An 18,402-nucleotide genomic window follows, 5' to 3' on the forward strand; every position below is an offset into this window, starting at 1 on the left:
ACGACGTGGGGCGGTGAGGGCGTGTGAGCTTCTGGGAGTACCTCGGCAGCCGACACCAGCAGCTGCTCACCGACGCCTACCAACACGCCAGCGTCGTCTTCCAGTGCATGGTCATGGCCACCCTGCTGGGTGTCGTGATCGGCGTCGTCACCTACCGCAGCGGCTGGGCGGGCAACCTCGCCACCGTCGGCACCTCCGCGATCCTCACCGTCCCGTCGCTCGCGATGATCGGTCTGCTGATCCCGCTCGTGGGGCTCGGGGTGCCGCCCACGGTGATCGCGCTGACCCTGTACGGGCTGCTGCCGGTGGTGCGCAACGCCATCGTGGGGCTGCGCGGGGTCGATCCCACGCTCGTGGACGCGGCCCGGGGCATCGGGATGTCCTCGGCGACGCGGCTGCTGCGGGTCGAGCTGCCGCTCGCCTGGCCGCCGATCCTGACCGGGATCCGGGTCTCCACCCAGATGCTGATGGGCATCGCCGCCATCGCCGCGTACGCCTCCGGGCCCGGCCTCGGCAACGAGATCTTCCGGGGCATCGCCTCCCTGGGCAGCAAGAACGCGCTCAACCAGGTCCTGGCGGGCACGCTCGGGATCATCGTCCTGGCCCTGCTGTTCGACGCCGCGTACGTCCTCATCGGACGGCTGACGATTCCCAGGGGGATCCGTGTCTGAGACCGAGTCCGGGGCCGGCTCCGGGGCGGGCGCCCACGGGGCGACGATCGAGCTGGTCAACCTCACCAAGCGCTACCCGGGCAACTCCGTGCCCGCCGTCGACAACGTCTCCATGGAGATCAAGGCGGGCGAGACCGTCATCTTCGTCGGCCCGTCGGGCTGCGGGAAGTCGACCACCCTGAAGATGATCAACCGGCTGATCGAGCCGACCGGCGGCCGTATCCGCATCGACGGCGAGGACGTCACCGACATGGACCCGGTGCGGCTGCGCCGCAAGATCGGGTATGCGATCCAGTCCTCCGGGCTCTTCCCGCACATGACGGTCGCCCAGAACATCGCGCTCGTGCCGCGGATGACCGGCTGGCCGAAGGCGCGGATCCGGGACCGGGTGGAGGAGATGCTCGACCTCGTCGGACTCGACCCGGGCGAGTTCCACGGCCGCTATCCGCGCCAGCTGTCCGGCGGACAGCAGCAACGGGTGGGCGTGGCGCGGGCCCTGGCCGCGGATCCGCCCGTCCTGCTGATGGACGAGCCGTTCGGCGCGGTCGACCCGATCACCCGCGACCACCTCCAGGACGAGCTGATCCGGCTCCAGCACGAGCTGCACAAGACGATCGTCTTCGTCACCCACGACTTCGACGAGGCCATCAAGCTGGGCGACCGGATCGCGGTGCTGCGCGAGCGCTCGCACATCGCCCAGTTCGACACCCCGGAGGCGATCCTCACCAACCCGGCGGACGACTTCGTCTCCGGGTTCGTCGGGGCGGGGGCGGCGCTGAAGCGGCTCAATCTGAGCCGGGTGCGGGACGTGGAGATCACCGAGTATCCGACGGTGAGCGTCGACGACCCGCTCCAGACGATCTTCAACCGGCTCCGCTCCAGCGGGACGAACGAGATCCTCCTCCTCGACCAGCGCCGGCGGCCCTACAAGTGGCTGCGCCGCGGGGACCTGATGCGCGCCAGGGGCTCCCTCGCGCGCGCCGGGACCCTGGTCAGCGACACGGTGACCCGCGACGCCACCCTGCGGGACGCGCTGGAGGCGGTGCTCACCGACAACACCGGGCGCGTCGCGGTCACCGGGCGGCGCGGCGAGTACACCGGGGTCGTCGACATGGAGACGCTGCTGAACTCCGTGCACGAACTGCTGGAGGCGGACCGGCTGGAGGCGCTGGAGGCGCAGCACGAACTGGAGGAGGCCCGGGCCGCGCAGACGCACGCCGAGCAGGAGGGCCCGGGCGGGGAGGCGAAGGCATGAGCGCCCCCGGCCGGGCGGAGGTGGACGCCGGCCCCGACGGGACGTCCGGACCGCGGGAGCAGGACGGCCCGGAGGCTTCCCCCGCCCTGCCGTCCGCACCGCACCGCCGCCGCCTCGGCTGGCAGAAGCTGACCTTCCTGCCGGCCTTCCTCGTCGCCCTGCTGCTCGCCACCTGGCTCTGGTTCCAGCAGGCGGACCTGGACCCGATCTCCGAGAACGCGCTGTCGAACGGGCAGGTGTCGAAAGCCCTGTGGCAGCAGGTGCGGCTGACCGCGATCTCCACCTTCTTCGTGCTGATCATCGCCATCCCGCTCGGCATCCTGCTGACCCGCGGGGCGCTGCGCAGGGCCACGCCGTTCGCGATGGCCATCGCCAACATGGGGCAGGCGACCCCGGCGATCGGTCTGCTCGCCCTGCTGGTGATCTGGCTGGGCACGGGGACGAAGGCCGCCCTGGTCGGCATCATCGCCTACGCGATCCTGCCGGTGCTCGCCAACACCGTGGCGGGCCTGAAGTCCAACGACCCGACGCTGCTGGAGGCGGCCCGCGGCATCGGCATGTCCCCCCTGGGGGTGCTGCGCAGGGTCGAGCTGCCGCTGGCCGTCCCGCTGATCCTGGCCGGTGTGCGCACGGCGCTGGTCCTCAACGTCGGCACGGCGACCCTGGCGACCTTCGGCGGGGGCGGCGGGCTGGGCGTGCTGATCACCACCGGCATCACCAACCAGCGGATGCCGGTGCTGGTGCTCGGCTCGATCCTGACCGTCTCGCTGGCCCTGCTCGTCGACTGGCTGGCCTCGCTCGCCGAGGTGCTGCTGCGGCCGCGGGGCCTGGACGCGGACGCATGAGGCGCGCCCGCCCGGTGATCGCCGGGACCCTGGTGCTGCTGGCCTGCTGCGCGCCGGCCGGCTGCGGGCTCACCAGTGGCTCCCCCATGGTGGACGACGTCTCGCCCGGGTCGATCGGACAGGGCGAGCCCCTCAAGGGCGCGCACCTCACCGTGACGTCCAAGTCGTTCACCGAGAACCTCGTCCTCGGCGCGATGATGGGCATCGCCTTCCAGGCGGCCGGCGCGGACGTCCTGGACCGCACCGGCATCCAGGGCTCCATCGGCTCGCGCGAGGCGGTCAGGAACGGTGACGCCGACGCCATGTACGAGTACACCGGCACCGCGTGGATCACCTACCAGGGCAACAGCGAGCCGATCCCCGACCCGCAGCAGCAGTGGCAGGCCGTGCACGACGCCGACCTGAAGAACGGCGTGACCTGGCTGCCGCCCTCGCGGCTGAACAACACCTACGCGCTGGCCATGAACCAGGCGAACTTCGCGAAGTACCGCACCAGGACGCTGTCACAGGTGGCCGCGCTGTCCAAGTCCGACCCGAGCGCCGTGACGCTCTGCGTGGAGGGCGAGTTCGCCAACCGGGCGGACGGGCTGCCCGGCATGGAGAAGGCGTACGGGATGTCCGTGCCGGCGTCCCGGGTCACGCAGATGGACACCGGGATCATCTACACCCAGATCCAGAAGGGGGCGTGCACCTACGGGGAGGTGTTCACCACCGACGGGCGCATCAAGTCCATGAACCTGGTGGTGATGGCGGACGACAAGAAGTTCTTCCCCAACTACAACGCGGCGCCCGTGATCAACTCCCGGACGCTGAAGGAGTGGCCGGCGATCGCCACCGTCATCGACCCGGTGACGAGGAAGCTGGACAACAAGGTCGCCCAGGACCTGAACGCCAAGGTGGACGTCGACGGGGAGGACCCCCACCAGGTGGCGCTGGACTGGATGAAGCAGGAGGGCTTCGTGAAGTAGCCGGACGGTGAACCAGCCGGACCGGCCGGAGGGGTTCGCGAGGCGGCCGGACCGGCCGCACCTCACGAGTCGGCGCCGCGACACCGCGGGCATGCGCCGGACATCCCCTAGCAGCTCGGTACCGAGCCCTTCCCCTTCTCCAGGGCGACCAGCGCGTCCACGGCGCCCTTCAGCGTGCTGACCGGAATCAGGCGCAGCCCCTCGGGCAGGTCGGCCCGGGCGTCGGAGCACTCGGCCCTGGGCACCAGGAACACGGTCGCCCCGTCCCGCCGGGCGGCCTGCGTCTTGAGGGCCACCCCGCCGACCGCGCCGACCTTCCCGTCGGTGTCGATGGTGCCCGTGCCGGCGATCGTGCGGCCGCCGGTGAGGTCACCGCCGCTGCCGTCGCCGTCGAGCTTGTCGACGATGCCGAGCGAGAACAGCAGCCCGGCGCTGGGACCGCCCACGTCGGCGAGGGTCAGGGTGACCTTCACGCCCTGGCCGCGCAGGTCCAGGTACTTCAGCGCGGCCTCGGTCGCGGCGTCCTGCGACTCGCGCATCTGCTGCGTGTTGTGCCGCTCGATCTCCTTCGTGTTCTCCCCTCCGGGGTACACGGAGTCGTGCGGCATGATCGCCTGGTCGGTGCGGAACCAGCCGTCGACGACGTCCGCGAGCCTGACGTCGGTGTCGGGGTTGGTCGCCTCGATCGTCGTCATCCGCAGCTGCCCGCTCGTCGTGCGGACGGGCGCGCCGGTGATCGTGATGACCGGGGTGCCCTTGTTCTCGCCGAGCACGTTCGCCGTCATGCCCGGCTGCGCGACCGAGAACGGCAGCGGCGCGAAAGCGGCCGTCGCGAGCAGCGCCACGAGGGGCACAGCGCAGACGGTGAGGGCCTTGGGACGTGAGAGGCGAGAGAGCACGGGGTCAATCTAACGTGACCGCGCATTCCGGCCCCAAGGCCCTCGCACGGTCAGCGCAACGCCTCCGCGACCTCCCGGGCCGCGTCGACGACCCGCGGCCCCACCCGCTCCGGCACCGCGTCGGCCAGCATCACGACGCCCACGCTGCCCTCGACGCCGGTCACGCCGAGCAGCGGGGCGGCGGCGCCGCTCGCGCCGGCCTCCAGCTCGCCGTGCGTCAGCGTGTAGCCCGGTTCGTCCGCACGCGCCGGGTTCTGCCGGGCGAAGAGGATCGCCCGGCCCGCGGCGCCGCGGTCCAGCGGATGCCGGAACCCGGCCCGGTAGGCCACGTGGTAGTCGGTCCAGGTCGGCTCGACGACGGCGACGGCGAGCGCCTCCGTCCCGTCGACCAGGGTCAGATGGGCGGTCGCCCCTATGTCCTCGGCGAGCGAGCGCAGCGCGGGCAGTGCGGCCTCCCGCACCAGCGGATGCACCTGGCGGCCGAGCCGCAGCACTCCGAGGCCGACCCTGGCTCGTCCGCCCAGGTCACGTCGTACGAGTGCGTGCTGCTCCAGGGTGGCGAGCAACCGGTACACGACCGTCCGGTTGACGCCCAGTTTGTTGGAAAGTTCGGTGACGGTCAGCCCGTGGTCGGTGTCGGCCAGCAGCTTGAGGACCTTCAGTCCTCGATCGAGCGTCTGGGAGGTCTCCGCGGTCACGACGCCCACTCCTTAAGTGGTGAGGTCGGCAACCTCCGTCGCGGCGGATGCGTCACCGAGTCCCGTCAGTGACGCGCTACAGAGGCCGCCGATCGACAAATGGGCCCGGCGTGTCCGGGCCCAGTCGCTTCACGGCTGCGCTCCGCGGCGGCGCTGCCACGGGGCGTGTGCGTAGCGGGACAGTAGCGAAACCGGTTCGCTGAGCGGAAGGCTCCGTCCAGAATCCGGTCAGTGGCCGGTATGGACTACCTGCATTTATCCCGAAACGTACGGAGCGCGCGCTGCACGGGCTCGCGCCCCCGCGGCGGCGGGCGGAGGTGCGGTGTCGCGGGGCGGCGGGCGCCCTCACTTCATCCGGGTGGCCCACTCCTGGACCTTGGCGATGCGCTGGCGCAGCTGTCCCGCCGTCGCCTCCGCGCTCGGCGGCCCGCCGCACACCCGCCGCAGCTCGGTGTGGATCACCCCGTGCGGCTTGCCGCTCTGGTGGACGTACGCGCCGACCATCGTGTTGAGCTGCTTGCGCAGCTCCATCAGCTCCTTGTGCGAGACCACCGGCCGCCGCTCGGCGGGCAGCTCCAGCAGGTCGGCCTCGGCGTCCGGCCGCTTCCTGCTGTGCGCGATCTGCTTGGCCTGCCGCTTCTGGAGCAGCATCTGCACCTGGTCGGGTTCCAGCAGGCCCGGGATGCCGAGGTAGTCCTGCTCCTCCTCGCTCCCCGGATGGGCCTGCATGCCGAACTCGGCGCCGTTGTACATCACCCGGTCGAAGACGGCCTCGGACTCCAGCGCCTCGAAGGCGAACTGCTCCTGCTCGCCGGTGTCCTCGTCCTGCTCCTTGTTCGCCTCGTCCATCTCCTTCTCGGACTCGGCGTACGGATCCTCCTCGCCCTCCTTCTTGGGCTTGTCGAGGGCGTGGTCGCGCTCGACCTCCATCTCGTTGGCGAAGGTGAGCAGATCGGGCACGGTCGGGAGGAACACGGAGGCCGTCTCGCCGCGGCGCCTGGACCGCACGAAACGCCCGACGGCCTGGGCGAAGAAGAGGGGGGTGGAGATGGTCGTCGCGTACACCCCGACAGCGAGCCGCGGCACGTCGACGCCCTCCGACACCATCCGCACCGCGACCATCCAGCGGTCGTTGCCCCCGCTGAAGTCGTCGATGCGCTTGGAGGCGCCGGTGTCGTCGGACAGGACGAGGGTCGCCTTCGTCCCGGTGATCTCCCGGATGAGCTTGGCGTAGGCGCGGGCGGACTCCTGGTCCGAGGCGATGACGAGTGCGCCGGCGTCCGGGATGGCCTTGCGGACCTCGGTGAGCCGCTGGTCCGCCGCGCGCAGCACGCTCGGCATCCACTCGCCGCGCGGATCCAGTGCCGTACGCCAGGCCTGGCTGATCGCGTCCTTGGTCATCGGCTCGCCGAGCCGCGCCGCGATCTCGTCCCCCGCCTTGGTGCGCCAGCGCATGTTGCCGCTGTAGGAGAGGAAGATGACGGGCCGCACGACCTGGTCGGCGAGCGCGGACCCGTACCCGTAGGTGTAGTCGGCGGCCGACCGCCGGATCCCGTCGTTGCCCTCCTCGTACGTCACGAAGGGGATCGGGTTGGTGTCGGAGCGGAACGGCGTGCCGGTGAGGGCCAGCCGTCGGGTCGCGGGCTCGAACGCCTCCAGACAGGCCTCGCCCCAGGACTTGGAGTCACCGGCGTGGTGGATCTCGTCGAGGATGACGAGGGTCTTGCGCTGCTCGCTCCGGTTGCGGTGCAGCATCGGACGGACGCCGACACCCGCGTACGTCACGGCGACGCCGTGGTAGTCCTTGCTGAGCGGGCCCGCGCTGTACTCCGGGTCCAGCCGGATCCCTATCCGAGCGGCCGCCTCCGCCCACTGCTTCTTCAGGTGCTCGGTCGGCGCGACCACGGTCACCTGCTGCACGACGTGGTGGTGCAGCAGCCAGGACGCGAGGGTCAGCGCGAACGTCGTCTTGCCGGCGCCCGGGGTGGCCACGGCGAGGAAGTCCCGCGGCTGTTCCTGGAGGTACTTCTCCATCGCCCCCTGCTGCCAGGCCCGCAGCTTGCTCGCGGTGCCCCAGGGGGCGCGGCCCGGGAAGGCCGGTGACAGGTGGTGGGAGTGGGCGGTGGAGGAAGCGGCGGTGGTAGTCACGGTCTCCGGGTTCGGGGCTCTCGACTGCGTACGACAACCGGGCCACCCTACCGGCGGCCCACCGCTGTCCACGTGTCATCGAGGCCGGACCCACCACGGGTGGGACCCACGTCACAACCCGACACCGTGACGGAACGACCCCGCGCGTCCCGGTCCCCGGGAGGCGGCCGGGTGTACGTCGCGGGCACGACCAGGGGTGCGGCGGGGACGGGGTGGGGGGCGTGTCCGGAGTGCGACCAGGGACGCGTCCGGGGCATGGCCAGGGCACATCGGCGGGTACGGCGCCGGCGCTACCGGGGTGCGGCTGGGACAGCGCCGGGGCGGCTCAGGTGGCCCGGCGCCGTTGGCGGCCGGGGCCCGACGCCGGTTGCAGACGGGGCCCGACGGCCGACGTGGACGGAGCGCCACGGCCGGTGCGGTCGGGGCCCGACGGCCCGTGCGGCTCGGGTGGGACGGCGCCTGGACGGCGCGGCGCGTGCCGTGCAGGCGCCGGCCCCGGCCTGTCCACTGCTCGCCCGCGGCGCGGCCCAGGCCGCCGGATGGCCCTCGCGGCGCACGGGTCCTCAGGTCGTAGGACGCCCGCCGGCACCGGATGTCACCGCGGGTCCGTCCGCAGGCGGGTCGTCACCCACGCGCCGAACAGGGCGACGGCCGCCATCGGCAGGAAGACGGCGGCGAAGGCCGCCGGGTGGGAGCCGCCGGACGCGGTGGCCGTCGCCGCGGCCGTGTGCGCCACGCTTCCCCCGCCCAGCGCGGCGAACGCGGCGCCCCCGGCGGACAGCAGCAGCACGTTGGAGAGCCCGTCGGAGATCTGGAGGGCGGCGGAGTTCGTCCCGGCCTCCTCGGGAGCCGACAGCTGCAACAGCAGCACGCTGCTGGAGGAGATCACCAGCCCCATCCCCAGGCAGCCGAAGCCCCAGGCGACGGCCACCGTCCACACGGGAACGGCATGGACAAGGACACTGGGCGCGGTGGCGATGGCGGAAGCCGCCAGCACCATCCCCAGAGCCATCAGCCGCTCGCGGTACGGCTCCGCCCACGGCCGCGACTGCACCCACGACCCCAGCGCCCAGGTCGCCCCGCCGGCCGCGAGGGAGAACCCGGCGAGGGTCGGGCTGAGCCCCCGCTGCGTCACGAGCATCAGCGGCACGAAGGACTCGGCGGCGATGAAGGACCCGGCGGCCACTCCGCGCAGCAGCACGACGGACGGCAGCCCGCGGGCCGCCCGCCAGGTGCCGTGCGGAAGCAGCCCGAGCACGGCGGGCACGAGCAGCGCGACGCCCGCGGCCCCGGGGAGGAGGGAGAGCGGCCGCAGGTCCTGCGCCGCGTACTGCAACAGCCCGGCGCCGACGGAGATCCCGAGGGCGAGCCTGATCCGGCGCCGGTCGAAGGGGGCGACGGCCGCGCCCTCCACGGGGCCGCTCGCCCGCTGCCGTATCCGGGGCAGCGCGAGCGCGAGCGGCAGCACGACCAGGACGGGGATGCCGAGGAAGACCCACCGCCACCCCAGCTGCTCGGTCACCGCACCGGCGGCCAGCGGTCCCACCACGGACGGCACGACCCAGCAGGCGGCGAACGCGGCCATGATCGCGGGCCGCAGCCGTTCCGGGTAGGCCCGCCCGACGACGACGTACAGCGCGACGATCACCAGTCCCCCGCCGAGCCCCTGGACGGCCCGCCCGAGGATGAACACCCACATGCCGTTCGCGCTCCCTGCGAGCAGCAGCCCGGCGGCGAAGGCCGCGATGCCCCCGCCCAGGGGGCCGAGGGGCCCGCGCCGGTCCGACCACTGCCCGGCGAACACCATCCCGAAGAGGCTGGTGGTGAAGTACCCGGAGAACGCGAACGCGTACAGCGAGACCCCGTGGAGCTCCCGCGCCGCCACCGGCATGGCGGTCCCCACGGCGGTCGCCTCGAAGGCGATGAGCAGCACGACGGAGACGATCCCCACGGTGAGAGCCCGGTAGGAGCGCCCGAGCACGGTCCCGCCGTCCCGCTCAGGCTCGGGCTCCACTCGCGCGTCGGCGCAGACGCCGGCGTAAGCCTCCAGGCCGCCGCCGGAGTCGGCATCGGCGTCGGGAGAGCGCAGGTCTTCGTCGGCGACACCGGTGTCGCGGGGTTCGAGGGCAGCCATGGTCGTCAGCGTAAGGGCCACTACCGGCGATGACCCCTGTCGGAGGGCGGGTATCCACCGGGACGATGGTCGTACGACCGCCGCCGCCCCTCGGCGCCGTTTCATGAACGGCGTGTGGCAGTCGCGTTGCGGCGCCGCGATTGCCCTTGAGGCCCTCCCGACCCCGCCCGTACGGTCGACGTACCAAGTCCGGAACGGGCCTCCGACCCGCTTCCCGGCCTGGCCGTGTGCCCGAGTGGCTTAGGGACTCGCCTGCAAAGCGAGGTACGTGGGTTCAATTCCCGCCACGGCCTCCATCTGGCCTGACCAGGCAGAACGAGAGGGCGGCACCCCGAGAGGGGGGCCGCCCTCTCGGGCGTCCGGGCTCCGGTGCCGTCCGGGTCACGGGTGGGGGCCCGTGCGGTCGTAGGGGTCCCTCTGCCTCGGGCTGCCGGGGGACGGGACGGTCTGGAGCAGTACGCGGAGTGTGCGGCTGATCAACCCCTCGCCGGGGCTGGCCGTCATGTCCAGTCTGGCCAGCCTGATGCGCAGCTCCGCCTTCTGCAGTTTGCTCAGGTTGAGGGACGCGTCGACCTCGTGCAGGAGGTCGAGTACGCGCACCATCGCCCGCCCCTCGCGGCGGAAGACCCTCCTGTTCATGCTTCTTCGCTGAAGCCACTGGAACAGGGAGGCGGTCAGGGCGAGTGTCCAGGCGACGTAGTAGGCGGGATCGATCGACCCGCGCGTCTTCGGGTTGAAGGTCAGGAACGCGGCTCCGCCGAGCGACGCGGCCGCCAGAAGCGTGAAGAGACTTTCGCCGACCGTGGAGAGCCGGCTGCTCCGGTCGATCTTCTCCTGCATCTCCTCGGCGAGATCGAGCATCTTCTGCACGTCGTACCACTCGTCGTCCGCGTTCATGATGTGGAGATCCGGTCGTCGACGGCCTTGAGGAGGCCCAGGAGGAGCTTGTTGCGCTGGCCCGGGAGCAGAGTGGACCGGACGCCTTCCTCCTCCCAGACGAAATGGTCCAGCGCGGCGCACACGGGCAGGGCGTCCCACTCGAAGTCGGTCTGCCCCAGGGACGCGCCCAGTTGGTTCAGGGACGCGAAGAACTGCCCGCCGGGAGCGGCGTAGTGCCGATAGGCGTCCTTGAGGCTGGTGTCTTCGTAGTACAGGTCGACCTTGTTCACGGCCAGCAGCAGCCAGGCGGGCCCTTTCCCCTTCCGGTGCGAGGACTTGACGTATCCGATGAGTTCCTTGAAATCCTCCACCTCCTTGTTCCGCTGGAACTCACGGAATTTGTCGAGGTCGTTGTGCTCCTGCGCGAGCTCTCGCGCGTCCTGCTCGCGCAGGGTGACGAATCCGTTGCTGACGACGTGGATGACTCCGTCCACCCGGCGCTGTCCGTCGAAGAGTTCGTCGAGGCTCTTGTCCTTCTGGGGTGACACCTGGCCGGGAACGACGGTCAGCGCCGTCATCCTCTTGCCGGAGTAGAGCTCCTTGCGCTCCTGGTTCACCGACCTTCCCGGCGGCGTGTAGTCGATCCGCAGCCCCTCTCCGGACAGATGGTCGGAGAGGACGGTCTTTCCCACGCCTCCTACGCCGGTAATGGCTATCGAGGACTGCCTGCGCATGATCTTCGTGAGGATTTTCTGCCAGGTGGAGGCTATTTGCTGCCGCTGACCATAGGCTGTCAGGGTGGCGCGCGCTGCCAGCGTCGCTACGGACCATGGTTCGACCGGCATTCGGGGCCCCCTCGGTACGACCTGTTTCCTTGGAGGGGATATATCTCCGAGGGGGGCGCATATGCACCTTGTTCGCCAACTGCTCGCTTTTGGTGCGGGTGAGTCATCCGGGTTGCATGAAGTGATCGACCGAGATTGATCCGATTTTCGCAAAATACCTATGTTGATCGACCGCGAGCGCGGGGCTACGCGTTCGGGCCGCCGTCCGTGGGGAAACCCGGGGCCGGGGTCGGGTCGCAGGCGCCCGGCTCCACCGCGGCCAGGGAGCGGCCCATGTTCTCGGTCAGGCGGTCGCAGGCCTCGGTCAGTCGGTGCACCGCGTCCAGTGCGCGCTCACGACGTATCAGCCAGAGGGTGAGCGCCAGCGTCGAGAGGTCGGTGCTGACCGGGCGCGGGGCCGGGTCCTGCTCGCTCCAGCACAGCACCGCGCCCGTGGCGCCGTCGACGAGCAGGCTGGTGTCCTCGTGGAGCCGGCCCAGACGGATCAGGCGGTCGGCGTTGGCGGGCAGCCGCCTTCCCGTGCGGTCGCCGGCGTCGGTGTCGTCCGTGGAGCAGCCAGCGAGGTCGCCCATGGGGTCGTCCGCCAGGTACTCGGTGAGGGTCTGAAGGGGCGCGTCCGTCTCCAGGGAGAGGCGGACCGCCTCCTCCGGCAGGCCCACCTCGCGCAGGAAGCGGCGGGTCGGGGCGTGAACGAGCGCCCGCGGGCAGTCGATGTCCTCGAAGCGGACGATCGCGCCGAAGCCGAACGCGTCGTCCAGCAGACGGACCGGCAGGTCCAGGGCCAGGCCGGACGTGGTGCCCGCCGTCAGGGCCGGCGGGCGGAGCACCGCGGCCAGCAGGCGGAGGGCACCGGACGCGTCGCCGGTGTCGCCGCCCGCGTCCTCCAGGACGGCGGGCAGCCCGTGTGCCGCCTGCGCCACCGCCCGCGGCCCGAGCCGGCGCGCGTAGCAGGCGAACTGGCCCCGCAGTGCCGCCAGTTCGTCCACCGCGCTCGCGTGACGCATCAGCAGCTCCAGGGCGGGCGCGAGCGGGCGGAGGTCCGCCGGGCCGGGGCGGTCGTGCAGGAAGTACGTCGCGGGGATCGCGCCGGCGACGGAGCCGAGCGGGGCGGGTGCCGTCTCCCGGCCGCCGGGGGCTTCGGGGCCGCCGGTCGCGTCCCCGAGGGTGCGCGGGGCGTCCGTGCGCAGGCCGTCCCTGCGCAAGGCGTCCGTGCGGAAGAGGTCCGTGCGCAGGGCCGCGAACGGCGGCCGGACGCCGTCGCCCGCCGGTCCGGGCAGGCCGCGGCCGGTGCGCGGGCGGCGCGTCGGCGCGTGTGTGACGTACGGGCCCGGCTCGTCCCCGGTGAAGGTGATCGTCATCGTGGCTGTGGTGGTCCTGGTCGTGCCCATCGGGTCCCCCGTGCGGAAAGTTGCGTGCGCCGTCCCACTGCTCCGCAGCCTATGCGGCACCACTGACAACGGCTCTGACCAGCGACAGCGCCCAGCACACGCGACACAGGTCCCGCACTGACAGACGCCGGGGCGGCCCCGTGCGTTCCCGCTCGGGCCGGGATCCGGCCGAAATCACCCGCAGGGGGGTTCACCGCTCAGGTGAACTCAGGTGAAGTAGACGCCGCCGAGCACCACGGCCACCGCCGCCAGCACGAAGAGCAGGACCCAGATCAGCAGCCTGCCCACCCCGGGCGCTGGTTCGTACTGCCGGACACCCGGCGCCACGCCCCCGTCCGCGGACGCAACCGGAGCCGCGGCCGGGTCCGGCTCCCGGTCGCTCACCGGTCCGTCACCACCGCGGCCTGCGGCCTTATCGGCAGCCGGTTCACCGGACGTCCCGTCGCCGCGCGCACCGCGGAGGCGATGGCCGCCGGCGAGGTCACCACCGGGACCGCGCTGGCCGCCTTCGCGCCGAACGGGGCGACGACGTCGCGTTCCTCGACCAGTTTGACGATCCGGATGTCCGGGGCGTCCAGGGCCGTGGGCAGCGCGTAGCCGGTGAGGTCGGGGTGCCGGACGAGACCCCTCGGGGTGCGCAGGTTCTCCGTGAGGGCGATGCCGACGCCCTGGGTGACGCCCGCCTCGATGCGCGCGGCGAGCTGCGCCGGGTTCAGGATCCGGCCGACGTCCTGGGCGACCGCGAGCTCGACGACCCGGACCGAGCCGAGTTCGATGTCGACGTCCACGACCGCGCGGATCGCGCAGAAGGCGAGGCCGACGAAGGCGTCGCCCTGGCCCGCGGCGTCCAGCGGCTCGGTGGGGTGCGGGCGGCACTGGGCCGTCGCCCACAGTTCCTTGCCGTGCATCTCCTCCGTGACGGTCGTCGACAGGACGCCGTCGTACGAGGTGATCTTGCCGTCGGTGATCTGGAGCAGCTCCGTGGACATGCCGAACTTGTGCGCCAGGGGCTGGAGCAGCTGGGTGCGGACCATCTTCGCCGCGCGCTCGACCGCGCCGCCCGACACCCACGTGTGGCGGCCCCGGCAGCCGGGTCCCGCGGGGGGCTGGTCGGTGTCGACGGGGGCCACGTGCACCTCGTCGACGCCCAGCGTCTCCTGGACGATCTGGCGGGCCAGCGTCGTGAAGCCCTGGCCCGTCTCGACGGCCGCGCACAGGACCGTGGCGATGCCGTCCTGGACCTTCACGGTCGCCGTGGAGACCTCGTCGGCGCCCTCCGCGCCCAGCATGTGCACCATGCCCAGGCCGTAGCCGACGCCCCGCCGCACCGCGCCGGGTTCGCCCGCACCCTCGGGGCCGCCGGGCAGCAGCCAGTCCTCCTCGGGGGTGTCCTTGGGCAGCGGCGGCAGGGGGAACTCCTGCACGGCCTGGAGGAGTTCGGCCACGGGGGCCGGGCAGGTCACGGTCTGGCCGGTCGGCAGCACGTCGCCGGTCGCCATGACGTTGCGCAGGCGCAGCTCCGCCGGGTCCACGCCGAGCTTCTTCGCGAGCTTGTCCATCTGCGCCTCGTAGGCGGCGCAGACCTGCATCGCTCCCTCGCCGCGGACATGGCCGGACGGCGGGTTGTTCGTGCGGACCGCCCAGCCCTCGATGAAGGCGTTGGGGACGACGTAGGGGCCGCAGGCGAAGGAGACGGCGGCGGCCAGCGCCTCGGCGGAGGTGTCGGCGTAGGCGCCGGCGTCGAGCAGGATCTGCGCCTCGACCTTCACCAGCCGCCCCTCGGCGTCGGCGTGGTGGCGGTAGCGCAGCAGCGTGGGGTGGCGGTGGGCGTGGCCGAGGAAGGACTCCTCGCGCGTGGCCGTGAGCTTCACCGGGCAGCCGGTCTTCAGGGCGAGCAGGCCGAGCGGGAGCTGGAAGCCCTGGTCCTCGCGGTCGGCGGTGGCGCCGGGCACGCCGGTGACGACGATCTTCACGCGCTCGGGTTCGAGGCCGTAGCAGGCGGCGGCCGTGTCCCGGTCGGAGTGCGGGTCGGTGGAGGCGAGGTAGAGCTCCACGCCGCCGTCGGGACGGGGCACGGCGAGGCCGGCCTCGGCGCCGATCGGGGCGGGGTCGGCGCGGCCGATGCGGTACTGGCCCTCGACGACGATCTCGCCGGCCGCGGCCGGGTCGCCGTGGTGCAGCGGGATGTGCCGGATCAGGTTGCCGTCGGGGTGCAGCGCCTCCGCCTCGAAGGCCTGCTCCGGGTCGATGACCGGGTCGAGCACCTCGTACTCGACGATGACGGCCGCCGCCGCCATGCGCGCGGTGTCCGGGTGGTCCGCGGCGACGGCCGCGAGGGGCTCGCCGTGGTGGCGTACGACGTCGGAGGCGAAGACCGGGCGGTCGGCCTTGCCGCGGCCGTGCAGGGCGCGGCCGGGCACGTCCTCGTGGGTGACGACGGCCCGGACGCCGGGCATCTCACGCGCGTGTGTCGTGTCGATGGACACGATGCGCGCGTGGGGGTGCGGTGAGCGCAGCACGGCCGCCCACAGCAGGCCCTCCGCCCACAGGTCGGCCGCGTACGGGAAGGTGCCCTCGGTCTTGGCCCGCGCGTCGGCGGGCTGGAGGGAGACGCCGAGGCCGTGCGGGACCGCCTCGGCGGCCGGGACGGGATCGACGGACGTCGTCGTGGTGACTGTCTCGTTGCTCACGCCTGGCCTCCGTCCTGGCCCTGTCCGTACGACGGGTCGTGCGGGTGGGGTTGCGCGGGGTTCTCGAAGGCCGACGCGTGGACGCCTCCGGCGCCGGGTCCGGCCTGGTGCGGGATGCGGGCCTCGTCGCCGTCGGCCTCGGCGTCGGCGGCCGCGTGCGCCTCGCGTTCGGCGACGACGTCCTGGACGGCGCGCAGGAAGCCGCGGTACCCGGAGCAGCGGCACAGGTTGCCGCACAGGGCCTGGCGGGTCTCCAGCTCCGAAGGCGCCGGGTTGCCCTCCAGCAGGTCGTGCACGGTCATCGCCATGCCGGGCACGCAGAAGCCGCACTGCACGGCCCCGCACCGGGCGAGCGCCCGCTGCACGTCGGAGGGCTGCCCGTCGACGGCCAGGCCCTCGACCGTGCGGATCTCGCTGCCGGCGGTGGTGACGGCCGGGACGAGGCAGGAGGCGACGAGCCGTCCGTCGACCTGGACGTTGCAGGCGCCGCACTCGCCCTGCGAGCAGCCGTCCTTGGCGCCCGCGAGGCCGAGCCGCTCGCGCAGGACGTAGAGCAGCGACTCGCCGATCCAGGCGTCGGTGACGGGCCGGTCGGAGCCGTTGACGCGCAGCGTGTAGGCGGCGAGGGGGTGTTCCTCCAGGAGCGGCGCCGGGGCGTCGTCCGGCTCCCCGGCGGCCTCCTCGGCCGCGGGCTCCTCGGATCCCGGCTCGGCGGTGCCGGCGGACCCGGGGTCCGCGGCGCCTTCCGGTGCGGTGTCGGCGGGCGCCGGGTCGGCGGCGGGGTCGTGCGGGGCGTCCGCGAGGGGCGCGGCGGACGGGTCCTCGTCCGGGTCGGCGGGGCCGTGTGCGCCGTCGTGCGCGGCGGCGGGGCCGGCGGGGGGCTCCGCGGGGCCGTGGGCGGCCTCCGCGGGCTCCTGCGGGGCCTCGTGGGCCTGCGCGGGGTCCTCGGGCGTCGCGGCCGTCCCGTCGGCCTCAGCGGCCCGCCGGGCGTCGTCCGGGGCGGAGCCGGGTCCTTCGGGGGCGACGGTGTAGGCCTCGGCGGAGACCTCCGGGGCGTACGTCCCGGTCAGGTGGGTGTACTGCCCGGTGTGCTCGCCCGCGGGGTGGCTCCCCCCGGGGTCCGCGACGGGGTGACGGGTGTCGAACTCCGCGGCCCGGTGGCGCGCGTCGAGGTCCGCGGTCAGGGGACCGTGGTCCGCGGTGTGCCCGTAGGCGGGCAGGTCCGTCGCCGGCGGCGCGAGCGCGTCGCTCTCGCCGGTGGGCGTCTCCCAGGCGCGGTCGGCGCCGCCGTGGTCCGTGGTGCCGGTCGCCCACGGAGCGGCCGCGCCGCCGGGCAGGGTGGCCGGGGGCGTGCCGCCCCACTGCTCGACCAGCGCCGACGTGGTGAACTCGCCGGACTCGTCGGGCAGGTCGCCGCCCGCGACGGGGATCGACCACTGGCCCGTCACGTCGTGCCCGGGGGCGGCCGGCGGTGCGCCCTGCGCGGACGCGGTGTCCTCGAAGGCCCACTGGCCGGTCGAACCGGGGTGGTACGTGAACCGGTCGTCGCCGACCGTCTGCGGGGTGCCCTGCGGGGCGGGCCAGTCGGAGCCGCCGGCCGGGGCGGCCCAGGTCGCGTCGGTGTCCGCGGGGGGCGTCACCGCTATCTGCGGCGGCACGTACCCGTGTCCGGGCGCGGCGAGCGGGCTGTCGCCGCGCGCGGCCAGGAAGGCGTCGATGCCGCCCTCGGGCAGCTTGACGAAGGCGGTCGCGCCGTCGTCGTAGTCGCCCTGGGGCAGCGGGTCCCAGCGGCTGCCGCCGGGCGGCGTGCCGCGGCCACGGCCCTCTTCCTGTCCGGGTCCGTGTCCGGGTCCGTGCTGGTCGTCGGTCACGACAGCGCCCTCCCCAGTGCTCGTCGGGCCAGCGCGGCGACGGTGCGCCGCAGGTGCAGTACGGCGGGCGGAAGTTCCGGCACGGAGCCGTCCACGTCCGGCACCGCGTCGGGGATGCAGGCGGCGGCGACGTACTCCCCGAAGGCGTGCAGGGCCTCCGGGACGATCGTGCGGTTGTTGTCCCAGTCGATGAGCCGGGCGACCCACTGCTCGGCGTCGAGCGGCCGCAGCGGCATCGGCGCTATGGCCCCGACGGCGCATCTGACGCCGCGCCGGGCGGGGTCGAGGACCAGGGCGACGGAGGCCACGGCGCGGCCCGGCCCGGTGCGTCCGGTGGCCTTCAGGAAGATCTGCGGGGCGTGCAGCAGCGGCACACGCACGTAGCCGATGAGTTCACCGCCGCGCAGCATCTCCATGCCGGCGAGCAGGTGCGACACCGGCATCTCACGGCGGGCTCCGCCCGGGCCCGCGATGATCAGGGTCGCCTCCAGGGCGGCCAGCACGGGCAGCGCGTCGCCCGTGGGGGCGGCCGAGGCGATGTTGCCGCCGAGGGTGCCCGCGTTACGGATCTGCGGCGGGCCGGCGGCGCGCGCGGCCGCGGCGAGCGCCGGGATCAGGGCGGCGAAGTCGGGGCGGCCCATGCGCGCGTGCGTGAGTCCGGCGCCGAGCAGCGCGTGGCCGTCCTGGTACTGCCAGCCGCGGATCTCGCTGATGCGGCCGAGGCCGACCAGCGCGGTGGGCCTGAGCTGTCCGGAGTTGACGGCGGCCATCAGATCGGTGCCGCCGGCCACCGGCACGGCTGCGGGCATGGCGGCCAGCGCCGCCACGGCCTCGTCCAGAGTCGTGGGCAGCGTGACGGCCTGCCCCGCCTGCGGTGCGTGCGTGGTCAAAACCGGCTGCCCCTTCCCGCTGCCCCACCTGGTCCCACCTGTGCTGCCGTACGGTACGTGCTGACAGGGCGGACGTGGCAACTCTGGCACATCTTCGCAACACCCGAACGCGGGGGTCCGCTAGGAGGCATTCGCCCACCTCATCGCGGAGATGGTCCGTTTTCGCACGGCATCACCGGTGCGTACGGATTGCCACTCTTCGGTGATCCTGGCTGGATTTC

The 18,402-nt window shown here is 73.0% G+C and carries 15 protein-coding genes and 1 tRNA gene; 5 read left to right on the forward strand and 11 right to left on the reverse strand.

Annotated elements, in window-relative coordinates; all coding sequences use genetic code 11:
- Positions 1–23 precede the first annotated feature (23 nt).
- From Saso_RS14690 to Saso_RS14705, 4 genes are read left to right on the forward strand one after another with little or no spacing between them, the layout of a single operon-like run.
- Entirely contained in the window at positions 24–671 is a 648-nt protein-coding gene (locus Saso_RS14690) for an ABC transporter permease (protein WP_189918324.1), read from the forward strand.
- The gene (locus Saso_RS14695; protein ID WP_189918325.1) at positions 664–1,926 is read left to right on the forward strand and encodes a betaine/proline/choline family ABC transporter ATP-binding protein; all 1,263 of its coding nucleotides are present in this window, start codon (positions 664–666) and stop codon (positions 1,924–1,926) included. Before Saso_RS14690 ends, Saso_RS14695 begins: the two co-directional genes overlap by 8 nt.
- Positions 1,923–2,771, forward strand: coding sequence for an ABC transporter permease (locus Saso_RS14700; protein WP_189918326.1), 849 nt, complete (start codon positions 1,923–1,925; stop codon positions 2,769–2,771). The genes Saso_RS14695 and Saso_RS14700 overlap by 4 nt, the downstream gene beginning before the upstream one ends.
- Complete coding sequence (locus Saso_RS14705; RefSeq protein WP_189918328.1) at positions 2,768–3,739, forward strand: glycine betaine ABC transporter substrate-binding protein; 972 nt, start codon at positions 2,768–2,770, stop codon at positions 3,737–3,739. The genes Saso_RS14700 and Saso_RS14705 overlap by 4 nt, the downstream gene beginning before the upstream one ends.
- Before the next feature lie 107 nt (positions 3,740–3,846).
- Here Saso_RS14705 and Saso_RS14710 read toward each other — a convergent pair whose 3' ends face one another.
- The 4 genes from Saso_RS14710 to Saso_RS14725 form a co-directional block, all read right to left on the reverse strand.
- Positions 3,847–4,638 carry a S16 family serine protease gene (locus tag Saso_RS14710; RefSeq protein WP_189918330.1) on the reverse strand — a complete coding sequence of 264 codons (792 nt, stop codon included), beginning with the start codon at positions 4,636–4,638 and terminating at the stop codon, positions 3,847–3,849.
- Positions 4,639–4,688: 50 nt separating this feature from the next.
- A complete protein-coding gene (locus Saso_RS14715) occupies positions 4,689–5,336 on the reverse strand; it encodes an IclR family transcriptional regulator (RefSeq protein WP_189918332.1) in 648 nt (215 codons plus the stop codon).
- Between the two features lie 345 nt (positions 5,337–5,681).
- Positions 5,682–7,484 carry a DEAD/DEAH box helicase gene (locus tag Saso_RS14720; protein ID WP_189918334.1) on the reverse strand — a complete coding sequence of 601 codons (1,803 nt, stop codon included), beginning with the start codon at positions 7,482–7,484 and terminating at the stop codon, positions 5,682–5,684.
- 595 nt (positions 7,485–8,079) lie between these two features.
- Complete coding sequence (locus Saso_RS14725; protein WP_189918336.1) at positions 8,080–9,618, reverse strand: MFS transporter; 1,539 nt, start codon at positions 9,616–9,618, stop codon at positions 8,080–8,082.
- Between the two features lie 221 nt (positions 9,619–9,839).
- Here Saso_RS14725 and Saso_RS14730 point away from each other — a divergent pair.
- A tRNA-Cys gene (locus tag Saso_RS14730) sits at positions 9,840–9,914 on the forward strand.
- Positions 9,915–9,999: 85 nt separating this feature from the next.
- On the opposite strand, the gene Saso_RS14735 is transcribed toward Saso_RS14730, so the two are convergent.
- From Saso_RS14735 to Saso_RS14765, 7 genes are all read right to left on the reverse strand, one after another.
- Positions 10,000–10,515: a hypothetical protein gene (locus tag Saso_RS14735; protein ID WP_189918338.1), complete on the reverse strand. Its 516-nt coding sequence runs from the start codon at positions 10,513–10,515 to the stop codon at positions 10,000–10,002.
- The gene (locus Saso_RS14740; RefSeq protein WP_189918340.1) at positions 10,512–11,189 is read right to left on the reverse strand and encodes a hypothetical protein; all 678 of its coding nucleotides are present in this window, start codon (positions 11,187–11,189) and stop codon (positions 10,512–10,514) included. The genes Saso_RS14735 and Saso_RS14740 overlap by 4 nt, the downstream gene beginning before the upstream one ends.
- Before the next feature lie 338 nt (positions 11,190–11,527).
- Complete coding sequence (locus tag Saso_RS14745; protein ID WP_189918342.1) at positions 11,528–12,730, reverse strand: SUKH-4 family immunity protein; 1,203 nt, start codon at positions 12,728–12,730, stop codon at positions 11,528–11,530.
- Positions 12,731–12,937: 207 nt separating this feature from the next.
- Positions 12,938–13,114, reverse strand: a complete 177-nt coding sequence (locus Saso_RS14750) for a hypothetical protein (protein WP_189918344.1) — start codon at positions 13,112–13,114, stop codon at positions 12,938–12,940.
- Entirely contained in the window at positions 13,111–15,420 is a 2,310-nt protein-coding gene (locus Saso_RS14755) for a xanthine dehydrogenase family protein molybdopterin-binding subunit (RefSeq protein ID WP_189918346.1), read from the reverse strand. Before Saso_RS14755 ends, Saso_RS14750 begins: the two co-directional genes overlap by 4 nt.
- Positions 15,417–17,291, reverse strand: a complete 1,875-nt coding sequence (locus Saso_RS14760; RefSeq protein WP_189918348.1) for a (2Fe-2S)-binding protein — start codon at positions 17,289–17,291, stop codon at positions 15,417–15,419. Before Saso_RS14760 ends, Saso_RS14755 begins: the two co-directional genes overlap by 4 nt.
- Positions 17,288–18,181 (reverse strand): FAD binding domain-containing protein, encoded by an 894-nt coding sequence (locus Saso_RS14765; RefSeq protein WP_189918350.1) that lies wholly within the window; start codon positions 18,179–18,181, stop codon positions 17,288–17,290. Before Saso_RS14765 ends, Saso_RS14760 begins: the two co-directional genes overlap by 4 nt.
- Between the last annotated feature and the right edge of the window lie 221 nt (positions 18,182–18,402).

The organism is Streptomyces asoensis (assembly GCF_016860545.1).
In the GTDB taxonomy this organism is placed as follows: Bacteria; Actinomycetota; Actinomycetes; order Streptomycetales; family Streptomycetaceae; genus Streptomyces; species Streptomyces asoensis.

What these genes read in the sequence shown, in the direction of transcription:
- Saso_RS14745 (WP_189918342.1), bottom strand. Translation starts at nt 12,730, where the DNA reads ATGGGCACGACCAGGACCACCACAGCCACGATGACGATCACCTTCACC.
- Saso_RS14705 (WP_189918328.1), top strand. Translation starts at nt 2,768, where the DNA reads ATGAGGCGCGCCCGCCCGGTGATCGCCGGGACCCTGGTGCTGCTGGCC.
- Saso_RS14735 (WP_189918338.1), bottom strand. Translation starts at nt 10,515, where the DNA reads ATGAACGCGGACGACGAGTGGTACGACGTGCAGAAGATGCTCGATCTC.
- Saso_RS14700 (WP_189918326.1), top strand. Translation starts at nt 1,923, where the DNA reads ATGAGCGCCCCCGGCCGGGCGGAGGTGGACGCCGGCCCCGACGGGACG.
- Saso_RS14725 (WP_189918336.1), bottom strand. Translation starts at nt 9,618, where the DNA reads ATGGCTGCCCTCGAACCCCGCGACACCGGTGTCGCCGACGAAGACCTG.